The organism is Sorangium sp. So ce362 (assembly GCF_051519845.1).
In the GTDB taxonomy this organism is placed as follows: domain Bacteria; phylum Myxococcota_A; class Polyangia; order Polyangiales; family Polyangiaceae; genus Sorangium.
The window spans coordinates 1,500,628-1,515,623 of the sequence record NZ_CP150332.1 but is presented as its reverse complement, the minus strand read 5'-3'; the positions used below and the strand labels follow the sequence as shown (position 1 = coordinate 1,515,623).

Genomic DNA, 14,996 nt, shown 5'->3' with positions numbered 1-14,996 from the left:
GAGAGGGTGCCGCCGGTCGAAGACCGGTCATGCCTATCTCATTTGAGAGGAATCGCGAAGGGGTTCGTGGGCTCGACGGGCGGCGGCGTTCTCGGCGGCGCGGCCGGCGGCGGCGAGCTCGGCACCGCCGCCGGCCGCCGGCGCGGCGGCGCCTTCGCGGGGCGCTCCTCCGCATCGACCGGAGCGGCCGACGGCTGCGGCGGCGCGGCCGGCGCCGGCTCGCGCGCCGTCGCCGGCGGCTCCGACGCGATGAGCGGGCCCGCCGGGTCGCCGGCCACGCCTGGCTGCGCACGCTGCGGCGCCCCATCGTCCTGCGCGATCGCCGCGCTCGACAGCCGCGCCTCGTCCACCGGCGCTCCGCGGCGCAGCGCGATCGCGGCCGCCAGCGCGAGCGAGGCCATCGCGGCCGCTCCGAGCGCCACCATCAAGGTCCGGCGCCGCGCTGGCATCGCGGAGGTCCGCGCGAGCCCCCGCGTCGTGGGCGGCAAGGTCTCCATCGGCCCCGGCTCGGCGCTCGACAGGGTGTCCAGCTCGGGGCCCGCCGCGGGCGCGCTGGGCCGAGGCGTCGGCGGCGCGCCGAGGATCCGCGCAGCGCACTCCGCGCGCTCCATCGCGCCCGCGGGCGCGAAGGGAGCGAGCGCGTGCGCCAGATCGGCCACGGTGGGCCACCGCTGCGCGGGATCCTTCTCGAGGCAGCGGAGGATCGCGGCCTCGAGCGCCGGGGGGATGTCGCTCCGGAGCTCGGTGGGCCGGACCGGGTCCGCGCTCGCGACCTGCAGGACGAGCTCGGCGAGCGCCGAGGCCTCGAACGGCGGCCGCCCCGTGAGCAGCCGGTAGAGGATCGCGCCGAGCGCCCAGATGTCGGAGCGGGCGTCGACCGAGCGCGACGAGCGCATCTGCTCGGGCGACATGTAGATGGGCGAGCCGAGCATCTCCCGCGTCTGCGTCAGCGACGCGCCGCCGCTCTCGCTGCCGCCCGGCAGCTCCTTCGAGATCCCGAAGTCGAGCACCTTGATGAGCTTCGCCCCGCCGGGCGTCGTCGTGAGGAAGAGGTTCGCCGGCTTGAGATCGCGGTGCACGATGCCCGCGTTGTGCGCCTCGGCCATCGCCACGCAGACCTGCAGGACGTAGTCGGCCGCGTCCAGGGTGCTGAGCGGCCCGCGCTCGCGGAGCACCTCGGAGAGATCTTCGCCGTCCAGATACTCCATCACGATGTACGGGACACCCGAGTCGAGCTCGCCGACATCGAGCACCCGCACGACGTGCTCGCCCTTGAGGCGAACCACCGCGCGCGCCTCGCGGAGAAACCGCTGCGCGAGCGCCGGGCTCCCGTCCTCGTCGCTCAGGAGGAGCTTGATCGCGACCCGCTGCGGCAAGAACAGGTGGCTCGCCGCGACCACAATCCCCATGCCGCCGCGGCCCAGGACGCGATCGACCCGGTACTTGCCGGCGATCACCTCTCCTTCGACGACGGGTGCATTCATGAGAGCTCCGCGCAGCGCGCTCTGGCACGGGGGCAGCCGCCACCCGAATCTGCTGTGGGCGATGGTAGCACACGAGCTCGTGGCGCAGCGACCTGTGTCCACGAGCCTCGGCGGAGCGCGATACGATGCGACGATGACGCTCTCACCTCGACACATCTCCAGGGCGGTGGGCTCGCTCGCCCTGCTCGTTCAAGCCGCGTGCGGCGGCACGGTGATCATGGACGGCGGCGGGGGCGGCGGGGGCGGCGCGGGCGGCGCGGGCGGCGCGGGCGGCCCGGGCGGCCCGGGCTCGACGACCACCTCCTCCGCCGCCCCTTCGCCGACGACCGCCCCTTCGCCGACGACCGCCCCTTCGCCGACGACCTCCGGCAGCCCCGCGACGCAGGTGAGCGCGGTCGTCTATGGCGACGCGACCGTGACCTTCCGCATCGCCAGCCTGCCCCTGTCCTGCCGCGATCCCGAAGCGCGCCCCGCGTTCTCGCCCTGCAGCGACTGGTGGGCTCTGGAGCTCAGCATGCCCGCGTCGATGCTCGCCGTCGGCGAGGTGGATACGGCGAGCGACGATTTCAGGATCTTCGAGACGTCATCCAGCGCGGATTGCGGCGGCACCGGGGGCGTCACCGGGGGCGTCGGCGCGGGCTTCGGCAGGCTCACCATCACGGCGATCGAGCCGACGTCGGTCGCCTTCGAGCTCTCCGACGTGGGCCCCCTGTTTCCCGGCCAGGACCCGAACGGCCGCCACGTCGCGGCCCGCTGCGCCGCGCGCTAGCGCGCGGGACGCGAGGTCGCCGGAGGACCTCGGTCACATTTCCAGATCCATCCGCGACCTGACACGTCGACGGGTCCACTCGACGTTGACGAAGCGGCGCCCACCCGTCCCCGGGCGCGTGGACTTCGTCCGTCCGGAGCCCCGGGAGAAAGCCCATGTCCATTCGCACCTGGTTTCGCACGGCCCGCGTCCGCCACGGACTCGCCGCCAGCGCCGTCGTCCTCGCCGCCGGTAGCCTCGTCCTCGCCCGATCCGCCGCCTCTGACCCGGGCCCCTCGAGCGCGTTCACCGCGGTCGCCTCGAGCGGATCGAACAGCGCCTCCTTCTCGGGGCCCGGCGCTCACGGCACCTTCGCCCTCAGCCACACCAGGGTGCTCAGCGGCGGCGAACAGCGCGTGTTCGCCGAGCTGATCGTCGAGGCCGACCCCGTCGAGCAGGCCAGGGAGCGCGCGCCGCTCTCGATCGTGATCGTCCTCGACACCTCGGGATCCATGGCCGGCGAGAAGCTCGATCAGGCCAAGCGATCGGCCGTCCAGCTCCTCCGCGACCTGCGCGACGACGACGAGATCGCCTTCGTCCGCTACTCGAGCGACAGCGAGCTCCTCCAGCCGCTCGCCCGCGCCGGCCGCGTCCGGGCCGACCTGATCGCCCGGGTCCTGGAGCTCGAGTCGAGCGGCGGAACCAACATCGCGCCCGCGCTCGCCCAGGGCGTGCTCGCCCTCGCCGACGCCGGCAAGGGCCGCGTGCGCCGCGTGATCCTGGCGAGCGATGGCCTCGACGGCACGCGAGCCCAGAGCGAGCAGGTCGCCCGGGAGAGCGCCGGGCGCGGGATCACCACCTCGTCCATGGGGATCGGCCTCGATTTCGACGAGGCGTACATGGGCGCGGTCGCCCAGGCGGGCCGCGGCAACTTCGCCTTCGTCAAGGACGCCTCGGCCCTCGCCACCTTCCTCCAGCGCGAGCTCAAGGAGACGGCCGCCACGACGATCGAGAGCGCGTCGGCCCGCGTGAAGCTCCCGGCCGGCGTCCGCCTCGTCCGCGCCTCCGGCGCCGACGCGAGGCCCCTCGCCTCCGGCGCCGAGGTCGAGCTCGCGCTCGGCTCGCTCTTCTCCGGCGACGAGCGCCGCGTGATCCTCGAGCTCGCGGCCTCGCTCGACAGCGACGTGACCCGGGCCGTGGAGGCGCAGGTGAGCTGGAGCCGGGTCGGCGGCGACGCCGTACAGGCCCGGATCGCCGGGCTCCCGCTGACCGGCTCGACCTCCGCCGAGGCCGTCGAGGCGGGCAAGGACCTCGCGGTCCTCGCCGACGCCATGAGCGTCGTCGCCTCGCGCCGTCAGCTCGAGGCCGCCGACGCCTACCAGCAGGGCGACGTCGGGCGGGCCCAGCGCCTCATCGATGAGAGCATGAACGAGCTCAGCGCCGTCGCCGCCGCCGCGCCGGCGGCCGCGGCGGCCCCGCTCCGGAAGCAGCTGATGGAGTACAAGGCAACGCAGAAGGAGTTCCTCTCCGCCCCACCCGCGAGCACCGCCGGGAAGGCGGCGGCCAAGCGCGCGGTCGAGAAGGACATCTCCAACCTGTCGAGGCGCTGACGATGCTCCGCAAGGTCGCCTTCGTCGCCGCCGCCGCGCTCTCGCTCGGGCTCGCCTCGCTCGCGCTCCGGCTCGGCCCTGTCCCGGGCTCGCTGCTGCTCGTGGCCGCCGCCGTCCTCCTCGCCGTCGCGGCGAGCGGGGCGCTCGCCTCGCTCGCCGTCGCCGGGGGCGCGCTCGGGGCGCTGGCGTTCGGCGTCCTCGGCGCGACGTCCCCGGCGGCGGCCGGCGCCGCGCTCGCCGGCCTTTGCTTTGCGGAGCGCTCGGTCCGGGTGCGGGGCAGGCGCGCCCGCCTGCTGCACGTCGGGACCGCGCTCTCCGGCGGCGCCCTGGCCGGCTCGCTCACCGCCGCCTTCGGCGCGGGGTCGCTCGCGCTCCGCGGGGTCGCGCTCGTGGTGTCCGCGGTGCTCGTCGCGCTCCCCTTCCTCATCGACGCCGACGACCCGGTGGCCCACGCCCTCGACGGCGCCGCCGGCGAGATCACGGGCCCCGCGCGCGCGTCGCTCCGCGAGGGCGCGGAGCTCCGCCGGACGGTCGCGGACGAGGAGCTGCTCGATGGCAGGGCGGCGCGCCAGGCCCGGGCGACCTGGGCGTCGCTGCTGCGCCTCGCCGAGGCGCGGGCGAGGCTCGAGCGCACGCTCGCGGTGGGCCGCGCCGCGAAGGAGCGAGAGGCGAGCCCGGGGGAGCCTCCGCCGGCCGGCGCGACGGCGGCGGGGGCGCCGGCCGAGGCGGTGATCGGCAAGGTGGACGCGCGGATCGCCGATCACGTCGCCGCGCTGACGCGGGCTTACACGGCGGTGAGCGCCGCGCAGGCCGCGGAGGCGAGCCTGGACGACGCGGCGCTCGTCGGGGTGGAGGCGATGGGCGATTCGCTCGAGCAGGTGAGCAAGACGATGGTCGAGGAGGTCTGATGCGCGCGCGAGGTGTGGCTGGACGCCTCTTCGCCGCCGGCAACGCCGCTCGGTACTCTCGAATGGACTGGCTCGTCGTGGTGCTACGGCCGGCAAACCGCGCAGCCTTCCCGTGCCACACTGGCCGGCCATGGACATCACGAACCTCATCGCGCTGGGCGCGCTGGTCGCCGGGCTGGCCCTCGGCGTCGTCGTCACCCGCGGCCTGCACGCCAACCCACGGAAGCGGTTCTGGAACGCCCCGCTGGGCCCCACCCGCTACCGGCGCGCCAACTTCCCGCTGGGAGGCACCCTCGCCGGCCTGGTCGCCCTCGCCCTCTGGGCCTCGGGTCACCCCGACGGCGCGCTGATCGCCGCGGGCGCAGGCATGGGCATGGCCGCCGGCGCCATCGGCGTGGGCCTCGCCGACCCGCTTCGCTGAATCAGGGCCACGCCAAGCGGGCAAACGCAGCGAGGAATTCCTCTCCACCTAGCCGTGGAGAGCCGCCTGCTCGCCGCGCAGGAAGGCCAGCGCCGCGCGGGCGAACGGCTGCTTCCACTCGCCGAAGATGGGCCCGTGTCCGCCGTTCGGCACGAGCCACAGGCAGGAGCGCGGGATGGCGCGGTACATTTCCAGGGCGATCTCGGCCGGATAGAGGGGATCGCGGTCGCCGCTCACGATCATCGTCCGCGCGGTGATGGTCGACAGGTGAGGGGGCGTGAAGCTCATGTCGTCGTGGCTGTCGGCGAAGCGCCGCGGCTGACGCCACAGCGCCCGGATCTGCGCCTCGCCGAGCTTGTGGCGGGCCCGCATCTCCTCCCATTCCGCCTCCGATCGGCCCTCGTCGGAGACCTGCCGCATGATCGCCCTGGCCTGCTCGGGGAAGTACGGAGTCGCGGACACGAGGACCATCGACTCGACGCGCTCCGGCTGCTGCGTGGCCAGGTGCAGGAGCGACTTGGCGCCGAAGCTGAGGCCGATGGCCCGGAACGCCTTCACCCCCAGGTGGTCGAGGAGGGCGAAGACGTCGAGGGCACACTGGCGAAGGGTGATGGTTCCAGCCGGGTTGGTCGACCGGCCGTGCCCCCGCAGGTCGGGGACGATGACCCGGTGATCGCGCCCCAGCTCCACGAGATCGAACACGTGCGCCCAGTCGCCGCCCGCCCCGGTGAAGCCGTGAAGCAGCACGAGCGGCGGCCCCTCGCCGCGAAGCTCGTAATACATGTCGATGCCGTTGACGGACGCGGTCCGCCCGAGGTCCTGCGCTGTCTCCATTCGCTCCTCCGATCGCTCGGCCGCGGCCAATCCACAGCCGGATGCACACGAGCGATAGGCGAAGCGCTTCACTCTTGATAGCTGTGCCCTTCTCGCATAAAATGCGACTCGCTTGATGAGGGGACGGCCAGCTGGCGCGCATCACTGAGCGGGTGTTCAGGAAACGCGGTCCAGGCAGCCTCCGGCCGGAACGAAGCGCGCGAGGCGCGCTCGTCAGCTGCCGAGAAAGTGGCGCAGGAAATCGTCGGTCTCGCGAATGATGCGCGGAATCGACGCCACGAGCTCGTGGCCATCGTCCACCTCGATGAGCCGGACATGCCGCTTCCCTGCCGCGAAGGTCCGCGAGAGCTCGATGTCCACCACCTCGTCGTTCCGGCCGTGGACGATCAGCGTCGGTATCCGCACGTCGGGCCAGCCGCCCGAGCGGTCATCCACCTCGGCCGCGTCGAGGGCGAAGCCGAAGTCCACCCGGGCTCGCCGCTTCTCGGCGTAATCGTCGACCTCGAGCCACCCCCGCTCCTTCCACGCCTGAAAGCCCTCCTCGCCGAGCCGCTGCCGCCATCGCTCCATGATCCGGAACGCCGGCGCGAGCAGCACAAGCGCGCACACCCGCGCGTCCTCCTCGGCGACGCGGCACGCGGTGAGGCCCCCGAGGCTCGAGCCCATCACCACGGCCCGCTCGCGCTCTCCGCCGAGCGCCTGCTTCACGGCGTCGATCATCGCGCCGAGGCGCAGGCGCTCGAACGACGGTACCCGCAGGTCGAGCCGCTCGACGACGACCCCGCGCCGCTCGAAGTGCGCGGCGATCCGGACGCCCTTGGTCGAGCCCGGGCCCGAGGCGAAGCCGTGCAGGTAGAGCCAGCGCGGGCCGGCGGCGGGGGGCGGTGTCGTGGTCATCGAGGTGCGGGAGAGCCTAGGACGGGCGCGCGGCGAGCGGCAAGCCGCGCTGCCGCTCTCGCGCTCGCCCCGCCGGGCGGGCGCGTCAGATCCGCGGCAGGTCGCGTGCACGCCTTCCGCTCCGGCAGGTCGATGCGGTATGACGCGCCGAAGAGACGCCATGATCCGCCCCGCCACCGCCGCCGATATCCCCACCATCGCCCGCCTCATCCGGATGCTCGCCGAGGTCGAGCGGCTCGCGCACGAGGTCGTCTTCGACGAAAAAGAGCTCGAAGCGCACCTCTTCGGCCCGAGGCCCGCCGCGGAGGTCGTCCTGGCCGAGGCGGAGGGGGTCGCGGTCGGATTCGCCCTCTTCTTCCAGAGCTTCTCCACCTTCGTCGGCAAGCCGGGGATCTACCTCGAAGACCTCTTCGTGCTCCCCGAGCACCGCGGAGGAGGCCACGGCAAGGCCCTCCTCGTGCACCTGGCGAGGCTCGCGGTCGAGCGCGGCTGCGGGCGGTTCGAGTGGTCCGTGCTCGACTGGAACGAGCCCGCCATCGGCTTCTACCGCAAGCTCGGCGCCAAACCCATGGACGACTGGACCGTCTACCGTCTCACCGGCGAGGCGCTCGCCCGGCTCGCCCAGGGATGAAGAGCTCGCCCCCGCCCGGCTCCGCGGGTGAGCGCCGCTCGCCTGGGGTGCTGCTCGTGGAGACGCAGCCGAGCAACACCGGCTGCTGCCAACGCAGCAGCGGCCGCGGGTCCTCGCATGGATCGCGGCCTGATCGCGCTCGCGCGAGCTCCACGGGCCCCGTGGCGCGGGCGTTGCTTCAGCGGCGCGTGTTGATGTCGGTGGCGCGGCTCCCGGGCTCGGTCGCGACATGCGCTGTTGCTCATCGAGCGTGAGCGTGAGTCCACACTGCCCATCGAGGATCGCCGGCGGCGTCGAATGTCTTCAAACCACATGACCGGGCTCGGCGTGCTGCGCCACCGGAGCTTCGCGCTCTACCTCGCGGCGAGGCTGCTCTCCGCGGTCGCGGTGCAGATGCAGAGCGTCGCGATCGGCTGGCAGGTCTACGCGCTGACCGGCGACGTCTTCGATCTCGGCCTCATCGGCCTCGCCCAGTTCGCGCCGTTCTTCGCCCTGATCCTCCCCTCCGGGCAGGCGGCGGACCGGTTCGACCGGCGCCGCATCATCACGGTCGGCCTCGGCGCGGAGCTGCTCTGCTCGCTGCTGCTGCTCGCGTTCACCGTGTCGGGCCTGAAGGCGGTGTGGCCCGTGTTCGCGGTGCTCGTGCTGTTCGGCAGCGCGCGCGCCTTCATGATGCCGGCCCAGCAGGCGATCCTGATGAACCTGGTGCCGGCCGAGAGCTTCAGCAAGGCGGTCGCGCTCAGCTCGTCGAGCTTCCACGTCGCGGTCATCATCGGGCCGACGCTGGGCGGGCTCCTCTACCTCGCCGGGTCGACGATCGTGTACGTGATCGTCGCGGCGCTGCTCCTCGTCTCTCTCGTCCTCATGGGCCTCGTGCGGGCGACCCAGCAGGCCAGGCGGTCCGAGCCGGCGTCGCTCAGCGCGGTGCTGGAGGGGCTGCGCTTCGTGTGGTCGAGGCCGGTGGTGCTCGGCGCGATATCGCTCGATCTGTTCGCGGTGCTGTTCGGCGGCGCGGTCGCGCTCCTGCCAGCGTACGCGCGCGACGTGCTCCAGGCCGGCCCGACCGGCCTCGGCATGCTCCGCACGGCGCCGGCCGTGGGCGCCGCGCTCACCGCGGGCGTCCTCGCCTTCCGGCCGATCACGCGACACGTCGGCCGCTGGATGTTCGGCGGCGTCGCGGTGTTCGGGCTCGCCACGATCGGCCTCGGGCAGACGCGGAGCCTCACCGTCGCGCTCATCGCCCTGTTCCTCGTCGGCGCAGGCGACATGGTGAGCGTCTATATCCGCCACATCCTCGTGCAGTTCGAGACGCCGGACGCGATCCGCGGGCGGGTGAGCGCGGTCAACGCGGTGTTCATCGGCGCCTCCAACGAGCTCGGAGAGTTCGAGTCCGGCCTCACCGCCGGCTGGCTCGGCCTGCTCCCCGCCATCCTCCTCGGCGGCAGCGCCACCCTCGTGGTCGCGGCGCTGTGGGCGCTCGGCTTCCCCGTGCTGAGCCGCATGGACCGCTTCCCGCACGCGAGGCGAGATCACGAGGAGAGCCCCGCCAAGACCGAGACGCCGGAGACCGCCGCCGCGACGTAAGGGGCCGCCCGCGGCGCGCCGTCGCGGGCGGCGCCGAAAGCGGGCGCTACTCGGCGCGGAGCGCCTCGATCGGATCGAGCCGCGCGGCGCGCCAGGCCGGGTAGAAGCCGAACACCACGCCGATCGTGACCGAGAGGCCGAGGCCGAGGACGATCGACCAGACCTCCACATGGAAGGCCCAGCGGCCGACCATCTGCGCGAGCACCGCGCCGGCGAGCCACGACAGCGCCACGCCCGAGAGCACGCCGAGCACGCCCCCGAGCAGCGAGACGGCCGCCGCCTCGCACAGGAACTGCAGCAGGATCGCGCGGGGCGAGGCGCCGACCGCGCGGCGAACGCCGATCTCCCGCGTCCGCTCGGTCACGGTCACGAGCATGATGTTCATGATGTTGATGCCCCCGACCACCAGGGCGACGACGCCGGTGCTGAGCAGCAGCATCTTGATGATGTCGAGGACGAGCAGCTCCTGAGCGTGGCTGCCCTTGTCCTCGATCCTGAAGTTCTTGACCCCGTGATGGCGGCGCAGGAGCGTCGCGTCGATGACGCCGCGGAGCGCGGCGAGCGGCAACTGGACGGCCGCGAGCGGATCTTGCCGCACGTAGATGCGATCTGTGTGGTGCGCCGGCGAGTACAGCGCGTCGAAGGTCGTCTCCGGGACGAGGACCTTGCGGTTCCAGATGTTCGTGTCGTCCGTGGAGCCGAGGATCGGCCGGTCCTTGAGCACGCCGACGACCGTCCACAGGTGGCCGTCGGCCGCCATGTGGAGCGGCTCCGCCTGCGCCGCCCGCGCGGGAGGGCCGCCGAAGAGCTCGGCCCAGACCTCGTGGCCGACGACGCACACGCGCCGCCGCGCCGCGAGATCCGCCTCGACGAGGAACCGGCCCGCCGCGAGGTCGAGGTCGTAGAGCGCGGGCGCCGCCGGCGCCGCGCTGACGAGGGTGACGCGCTTCTTCTTGGGGCCGACGCGGGCCTCGGTCGCGCGCACCGACTCGCTCAGGGCAGAGGCGCCGCCGAGGGCGCGCGACGCGGCGAGCGCGCGGGCGTCGTCCCGCGAGAGATCGCGCCGGGTGCGCCGCCGATCCTTGACGCTCACCTCGGCGGCGTGGACCTGGATGAGGTCGGCCTCCACGGCCTGCTGGCTCGCCCGGAGGAGCGCCTCCTCGCCGCCCGCGAGGAGCGAGGCGAGCAGCACGATCGAGCCGGTGCCGATGATGATGCCGAGCAGCGTGAGCGCGGCGCGGGTGCGGTCGGCCACGACGGCGCGCGTCGAGTGGAGGAGGTCGCCGAGCCTCATCGCCGCATCGCCGCCACCGGGTCGAGCCGGCCCGCGCGCCGCGCCGGCAACCACCCGAAGACCACGCCCACCCCGGAGGAGACGAGCAGCGCCGCGATCACCGCCGACGTCGAGACCGCGCCGACCCAGCCCGGCGTGAAGCGGCGGATGACCGACGAGGCGAGCTCGGCCGCGAGCGCGCCGCCGGCGACCCCGAGCAGGCCGCCGCAGCCGGAGAGCAGCGCCGCCTCGCACAGGAACTGCGCGCTGATGTCGCGCGGCGCCGCCCCGAGCGCCTTGCGGATGCCGATCTCGCGGACGCGCTCGGAGACGCTGACGAGCATCATGTTCATCACGCCCACGCCGCCGATGAGCAGCGCGACGCCCGCGATGAGGCCGACGATCGCCTTCATCGTGGCGAACATCGCCTCGAATTTCTCCATGATGGTGCTGAAATCGAGGAGGGTGAAGTCGTCGACCCCGTGGTGGCGGTCGACGAGGAGCGCGTTGACGATGCGCTTCACCGGGTCGTTGTTGCGGACATCATCGGTCTTGATGACGAGGAGCGCCGAGGTGCTCACGTCCTTCTCGACGTCCGCCGCGGTGTCGATCGGCGCGACGAGCAGGTCGTCCCAGCTGAAGCCGAAGCTGACGCCCACCCGCTCGCTCGCGGCCAGCACGCCGATGATGCGGCAGCGCAGGGACCCGACCGTGACCCACCGGCCGATCGGGTCGCCCCGCCAGAGCCGCGCGGCGAGCTTCGAGCCGGCGACGCAGACCGGGGCGCGGCGGCGGTCCTCCTCGTCGGAGAACGCGCGGCCGCGGGCGACCGGCATCCGGAAGGCGTCGAGGAAGCCGCTGTCGGCCGCGACGAGATCGGTGCGGTCCTCGATGCCCTCGTCGGAGGTCACGTCGCGCGAGCCGAGCATGGCGTACATGGCGTGCTCGGCGACGTGGGGGACGCCGCGCGCGAGCCGGTCGCGGTCCTTGCGGGTGAAGCCGGTGACGTACATCGTCTTCTTCCGCTCGGCGCGCGCCGGCTCCTTCGGGGCGACGAGGAGGAGCCGTGCCCCGCCGAGCTGCTCGATGCCGCGGCTCAGCGTGAGCAGGCCGCCCTCGGCGAGCGAGGTCATGAGGACGATGGCGAAGGCGCCAAGGGTGATGCTGAGAACGGTAAGGAGCGACCGCAGCTTGTGCGCCGAGAGCGCCTTCGCGGCGATCGCGAGGTAGACGGCCCACCTCACATCTTTGTCTCGTTCTCGGCCGCCGAGGGCGGGTTGATGAGCACGCGGGCCCCCTCCGGGACGCCGTTCACGATCTCGACCTCGCGGTCGTTTCGCGCGCCGAGCGCGACCTCGACCTGCTCGGTGGTCTGCTCGCCGTCGGGCCCGTCGACGACGCGCGTCACGAGCTGCTTGCCGCCCTCGTCGGAGACGGCCTCGATCGGCAGGGAGACCACGCCCGGCCTGCTGTCGAGCCGGATGCGCACGTCGGCGGTCATGCCGGGCTTGATGAGGCCGTCGACGTGGGAGAGCTCGGCCTCGACAGGGAAGACGTCGACCTCGCGCCCCTCGAGCTTCACCGAGGCGGGCGCGATCTTTGTGACCCTGGCCGCGTACGTCTTGCCGGGCAGGGCGTCGAGCGTCAGGGTCGCGGGCTGGCCGAGCGCGACCTTGGCCACGTCGATCTGGTTGAGGTCCACCTTGACCACGAGCGTCGAGAGGTCGGCCACGGTGAGCAGCGCCTTGCCGTTGAAGGTCGACTCCACCCCCGGCGTGACGACCTCGCCGGGCTCGATGTTGCGCTGGATCACCGTGCCGTCGAGGGGCGAGTAGATCTTCGTGTACCGGAGCCGGTCCTTCGCGGCGCTCAGCGCGACCTCGGCGAGCCGGACGGCGATGGTCTTCTCGGCGAGCTCGTGCCTGGCCGTGTCGAGCTCCTCCGAGGCGATGACGCTGCCCTCGACGCCGGCGGTCCGCCGCGCGACGACGCGCTTCGCGTAGCCCGCGGCGGCCCGGGCCTGGGCGAGCTCGGCCTCGGCGCGGGCGACCTCGCGCTCGCTGTCGATCGGGTCGAGCACGAGCAGGAGCTGGTCCTTGGCGACCCGGGCGCCCTCGTCGGCGAGCACCTCGGCGACCTGGCCCGCGACCTTGGATTTGACCTCGACCTTCTCGCGGGCCTCGATGCGCCCTGTCTCGAGGATCTCGACGGCGAGGTCGCCGCGCCTGGCGGTCACGACGAGCGCGGGGTCGATGTGCGGGGGGCCGCCGCGGGTCATCGCGACGACGGCGGCGCCCGTTCCGGCGAGCGCCAGGGCGCCGGCGAGCCACGGCCAGAGGCGCCACCGCCGCCGCCGGGCGCTCACGAGGCGCCTCCAGGAGGCGGCGACGACGGTCCAGGAACCGACGACCCTGGTCCAGGAACCGACGACGCTCGTCCAGGAGGCGGCGCTGGGACGTCCGCGCGCCGGCCGCGCGGGCCGGTGTCCTCGACGATGGCGCCGTCCCGGAAGGTGACGACGCGGGTGGCGTAGTCGGCGATCGAGGGGTCGTGGGTGACGACGATGACGGTCATGCCCTGGGCGTGCAGGGCGCAGAAGAGCTCCATGACCTGCCGGCTCGTGGCGGAGTCGAGCGCGCCCGTCGGTTCGTCCGCGAGGAGCAGCGGCGGCTCGTTGACGATGGCGCGGGCGATGGCGACGCGCTGCTGCTGGCCGCCGGACAGCTGGTTCGGCAGGTGGCGCGCCCGATCCTCGAGCGCGACGCGCGCGAGGGCGCGCTCGGCCCGCGCCCGGCGCTCGGCCGGACGGACGCCGGCGTAGACCATGGGCAGCTCGACGTTCGCGAGGGCGCTGTCGCGCGGCAGGAGGTTGAACGACTGGAAGACGAACCCGATATTGCGGTTGCGGAGCCGCGCGAGCTCGACCTCGTCGAGCTCCCCGACGGGCTCGTCGTCGAGGAGGTACCGGCCGGCGGTGGGGCGGTCGAGCGTGCCGATGACGTTCAGGGCCGTCGATTTGCCCGACCCCGAGGCGCCCATGATCGCGATCATCTCGCCCCGGGAGAGCTCCAGGGAGACGCCGCGGAGCGCTTGCACCTCCACCTCGCCCATCCAGTAGATCTTGGTGATCGCCTCGAGCTTCACGAGTGGAGACATGAGGGTTCTCGGCCGCGATCGGCGCGCCGTCCTCGGCGGTGGCCGCGGCGCGCGCGATCTCTGGGTTCGCCCTGGGTTCGCCCGGCGCGGGCCTGAGGTCCCAGGGCGCGCCGCGCTTGTTGCTCCCACCATCGTGCCGTGAAGGCCAGTCGGTGCGGTGAGGCGTAGGCGACGAGCGGCAGCGAAGCAACCGGAGCGCACGGACGCAGCGGGGGAGCGACGTGGCCGGAAGACCGGCAGAACGCGGCGTTACAGCCCCGACGTCTCGACCAGCGCGAGCACGACGGCCCCGACGCCGTACGAGATGTCGTCGCCGAGCTCGACCTCCGCGTAGTCGTCGAGCCTGCCGACCGTCGTGGGGCCGGAGATCCCGGTGACGACCGGGCGCCCTGACGCGTCCTCCTGGATGCGCGAGCGCACGCCCGCCATGGCGCTGTCGATCGCGGGGCGCACCGCGTCGTCGAGGAAGCCGTGGCGGAGCCCGCGGGCGAGCCCGGCGGCGAAGAGGGCCGTCGCGCTCGTCTCCAGGTAGATCTCGCCGGGGCGGTCCAGGATCGTCCACCACAGGCCGGTCCCCGGGTCCTGCGCGGCGAGGACCGCCGCGACCTGCCGATCGAGCGACGCGGCCACGGACTCGTCGCGCTCGCCCCGCGCCGCGCGCACGCGGAGGTACTCGTAGCCGGCCGCCGTGACCCAGGCGTTGCCGCGCGCCCAGTACACGTCCGGGTCCTGCGGCGTCGCCCAGTTGTACGCGTGCCTGAAGAGCCCCGGCCCGTCCTGGAGGAGCGATGCGAAAATATCGAATTGATTCGAGAATTCGTCGAGCGCCCGCGCGTCGCCGGCGCGGATGAGCACGTTGCCGAACATGAACAGCGAGTCGACCCAGAGCGTGGGCTCGAACAGCGGCGACACGCCGAGGTGGCTGATGCCGCCCTGCTCCGTCCGGCGCGCTTCCTCGTAGAGGTAGCGGAGCACGTCGGTGACGATCTTCTCGTAGGACGCAGCGCACGACTCCGCGTGGAGCGCGAGCGCGGCGGTGGCCGGCGGGCAGCGGTCGCTGGTCGTGATCTCGTAGCCGTACTCGATGTGCCGGTCGATGTAGCGCCGGTAGTAGTCCCGGTACGGGGCGTGCTGCGTGACGCGGTAGAGCTCGACAAGCGAGAGCATGACGGTGCCCTCGCCCCAGTCCCACAGGAGCGACTCCGCCGGGTGCTCGGCGATCCAGCGGTCGGCGACGGCGCGCGCCAGCGCGATGCTCTCGGAGCCGGGGGCGCGCTCGCGCGCGAACGCGTCCTCTGCCGACGGCGAGGTCGGCGTGCACGCCGCGCCCGGATCGCCCGGGTCGCTCGAGCAGCCGGCAGCCGCGGCGGCGCTCGCGGCGGCGGCGACGAGCAGCGCGCGGAGGCGCGGCAGCGTGCGGGGCGTGCGCGACAGGGCGGCCATCGGCACC

The 14,996-nt window shown here is 73.3% G+C and carries 14 protein-coding genes; 6 read left to right on the top strand and 8 right to left on the bottom strand.

The genetic code is table 11. The annotated features are described in order from the left end of the window. Positions 1 to 38: 38 nt before the first annotated feature. Positions 39 to 1,484 (bottom strand): serine/threonine-protein kinase, encoded by a 1,446-nt coding sequence (locus WMF17_RS05995; RefSeq protein WP_437600992.1) that lies wholly within the window; start codon positions 1,482 to 1,484, stop codon positions 39 to 41. A 133-nt stretch (positions 1,485 to 1,617) separates the two neighbouring features. On the opposite strand from WMF17_RS05995, the gene WMF17_RS05990 reads away from it, so the two are divergent. The 4 genes from WMF17_RS05990 (at position 1,618) to WMF17_RS05975 (ending at position 5,171) form a co-directional block, all read left to right on the top strand. After that, on the top strand, positions 1,618 to 2,253 hold the full coding sequence (locus WMF17_RS05990) for a hypothetical protein (RefSeq protein WP_437648609.1): 636 nt from the start codon (positions 1,618 to 1,620) through the stop codon (positions 2,251 to 2,253). A gap of 155 nt (positions 2,254 to 2,408) precedes the next feature. Further along, positions 2,409 to 3,842 (top strand): vWA domain-containing protein, encoded by a 1,434-nt coding sequence (locus WMF17_RS05985; protein ID WP_437648608.1) that lies wholly within the window; start codon positions 2,409 to 2,411, stop codon positions 3,840 to 3,842. Positions 3,843 to 3,844: 2 nt separating this feature from the next. Next, a complete protein-coding gene (locus WMF17_RS05980; protein ID WP_437648606.1) occupies positions 3,845 to 4,750 on the top strand; it encodes a hypothetical protein in 906 nt (301 codons plus the stop codon). A gap of 130 nt (positions 4,751 to 4,880) precedes the next feature. Further along, positions 4,881 to 5,171 carry a hypothetical protein gene (locus WMF17_RS05975; RefSeq protein ID WP_437648604.1) on the top strand — a complete coding sequence of 97 codons (291 nt, stop codon included), beginning with the start codon at positions 4,881 to 4,883 and terminating at the stop codon, positions 5,169 to 5,171. A gap of 48 nt (positions 5,172 to 5,219) precedes the next feature. On the opposite strand, the gene WMF17_RS05970 is transcribed toward WMF17_RS05975, so the two are convergent. Both WMF17_RS05970 and WMF17_RS05965 read right to left on the bottom strand, forming a co-directional pair. Further along, the gene (locus tag WMF17_RS05970; protein WP_437600985.1) at positions 5,220 to 6,005 is read right to left on the bottom strand and encodes an alpha/beta fold hydrolase; all 786 of its coding nucleotides are present in this window, start codon (positions 6,003 to 6,005) and stop codon (positions 5,220 to 5,222) included. 213 nt (positions 6,006 to 6,218) lie between these two features. Further along, positions 6,219 to 6,902 (bottom strand): YqiA/YcfP family alpha/beta fold hydrolase, encoded by a 684-nt coding sequence (locus WMF17_RS05965; RefSeq protein WP_437600984.1) that lies wholly within the window; start codon positions 6,900 to 6,902, stop codon positions 6,219 to 6,221. A 160-nt stretch (positions 6,903 to 7,062) separates the two neighbouring features. Here WMF17_RS05965 and WMF17_RS05960 point away from each other — a divergent pair, with 160 nt between their 5' ends. Beyond that, positions 7,063 to 7,533, top strand: a complete 471-nt coding sequence (locus WMF17_RS05960; protein WP_437600983.1) for an N-acetyltransferase family protein — start codon at positions 7,063 to 7,065, stop codon at positions 7,531 to 7,533. 297 nt (positions 7,534 to 7,830) lie between these two features. Then, positions 7,831 to 9,117 carry an MFS transporter gene (locus WMF17_RS05955; RefSeq protein ID WP_437600982.1) on the top strand — a complete coding sequence of 429 codons (1,287 nt, stop codon included), beginning with the start codon at positions 7,831 to 7,833 and terminating at the stop codon, positions 9,115 to 9,117. Positions 9,118 to 9,163: 46 nt separating this feature from the next. Here WMF17_RS05955 and WMF17_RS05950 read toward each other — a convergent pair whose 3' ends face one another. From WMF17_RS05950 to WMF17_RS05930, 5 genes are all read right to left on the bottom strand, one after another. Beyond that, a complete protein-coding gene (locus tag WMF17_RS05950) occupies positions 9,164 to 10,411 on the bottom strand; it encodes an ABC transporter permease (RefSeq protein ID WP_437600981.1) in 1,248 nt (415 codons plus the stop codon). Beyond that, positions 10,408 to 11,634: an ABC transporter permease gene (locus tag WMF17_RS05945; protein ID WP_437648602.1), complete on the bottom strand. Its 1,227-nt coding sequence runs from the start codon at positions 11,632 to 11,634 to the stop codon at positions 10,408 to 10,410. Before WMF17_RS05945 ends, WMF17_RS05950 begins: the two co-directional genes overlap by 4 nt. Next, entirely contained in the window at positions 11,631 to 12,755 is a 1,125-nt protein-coding gene (locus tag WMF17_RS05940) for an efflux RND transporter periplasmic adaptor subunit (RefSeq protein ID WP_437648600.1), read from the bottom strand. Before WMF17_RS05940 ends, WMF17_RS05945 begins: the two co-directional genes overlap by 4 nt. Continuing rightward, the gene (locus WMF17_RS05935) at positions 12,752 to 13,546 is read right to left on the bottom strand and encodes an ABC transporter ATP-binding protein (RefSeq protein ID WP_437600977.1); all 795 of its coding nucleotides are present in this window, start codon (positions 13,544 to 13,546) and stop codon (positions 12,752 to 12,754) included. Before WMF17_RS05935 ends, WMF17_RS05940 begins: the two co-directional genes overlap by 4 nt. 249 nt (positions 13,547 to 13,795) lie before the next feature. Next, positions 13,796 to 14,989, bottom strand: coding sequence for a glycoside hydrolase family 88 protein (locus WMF17_RS05930; RefSeq protein ID WP_437600975.1), 1,194 nt, complete (start codon positions 14,987 to 14,989; stop codon positions 13,796 to 13,798). Positions 14,990 to 14,996: the final 7 nt, after the last annotated feature.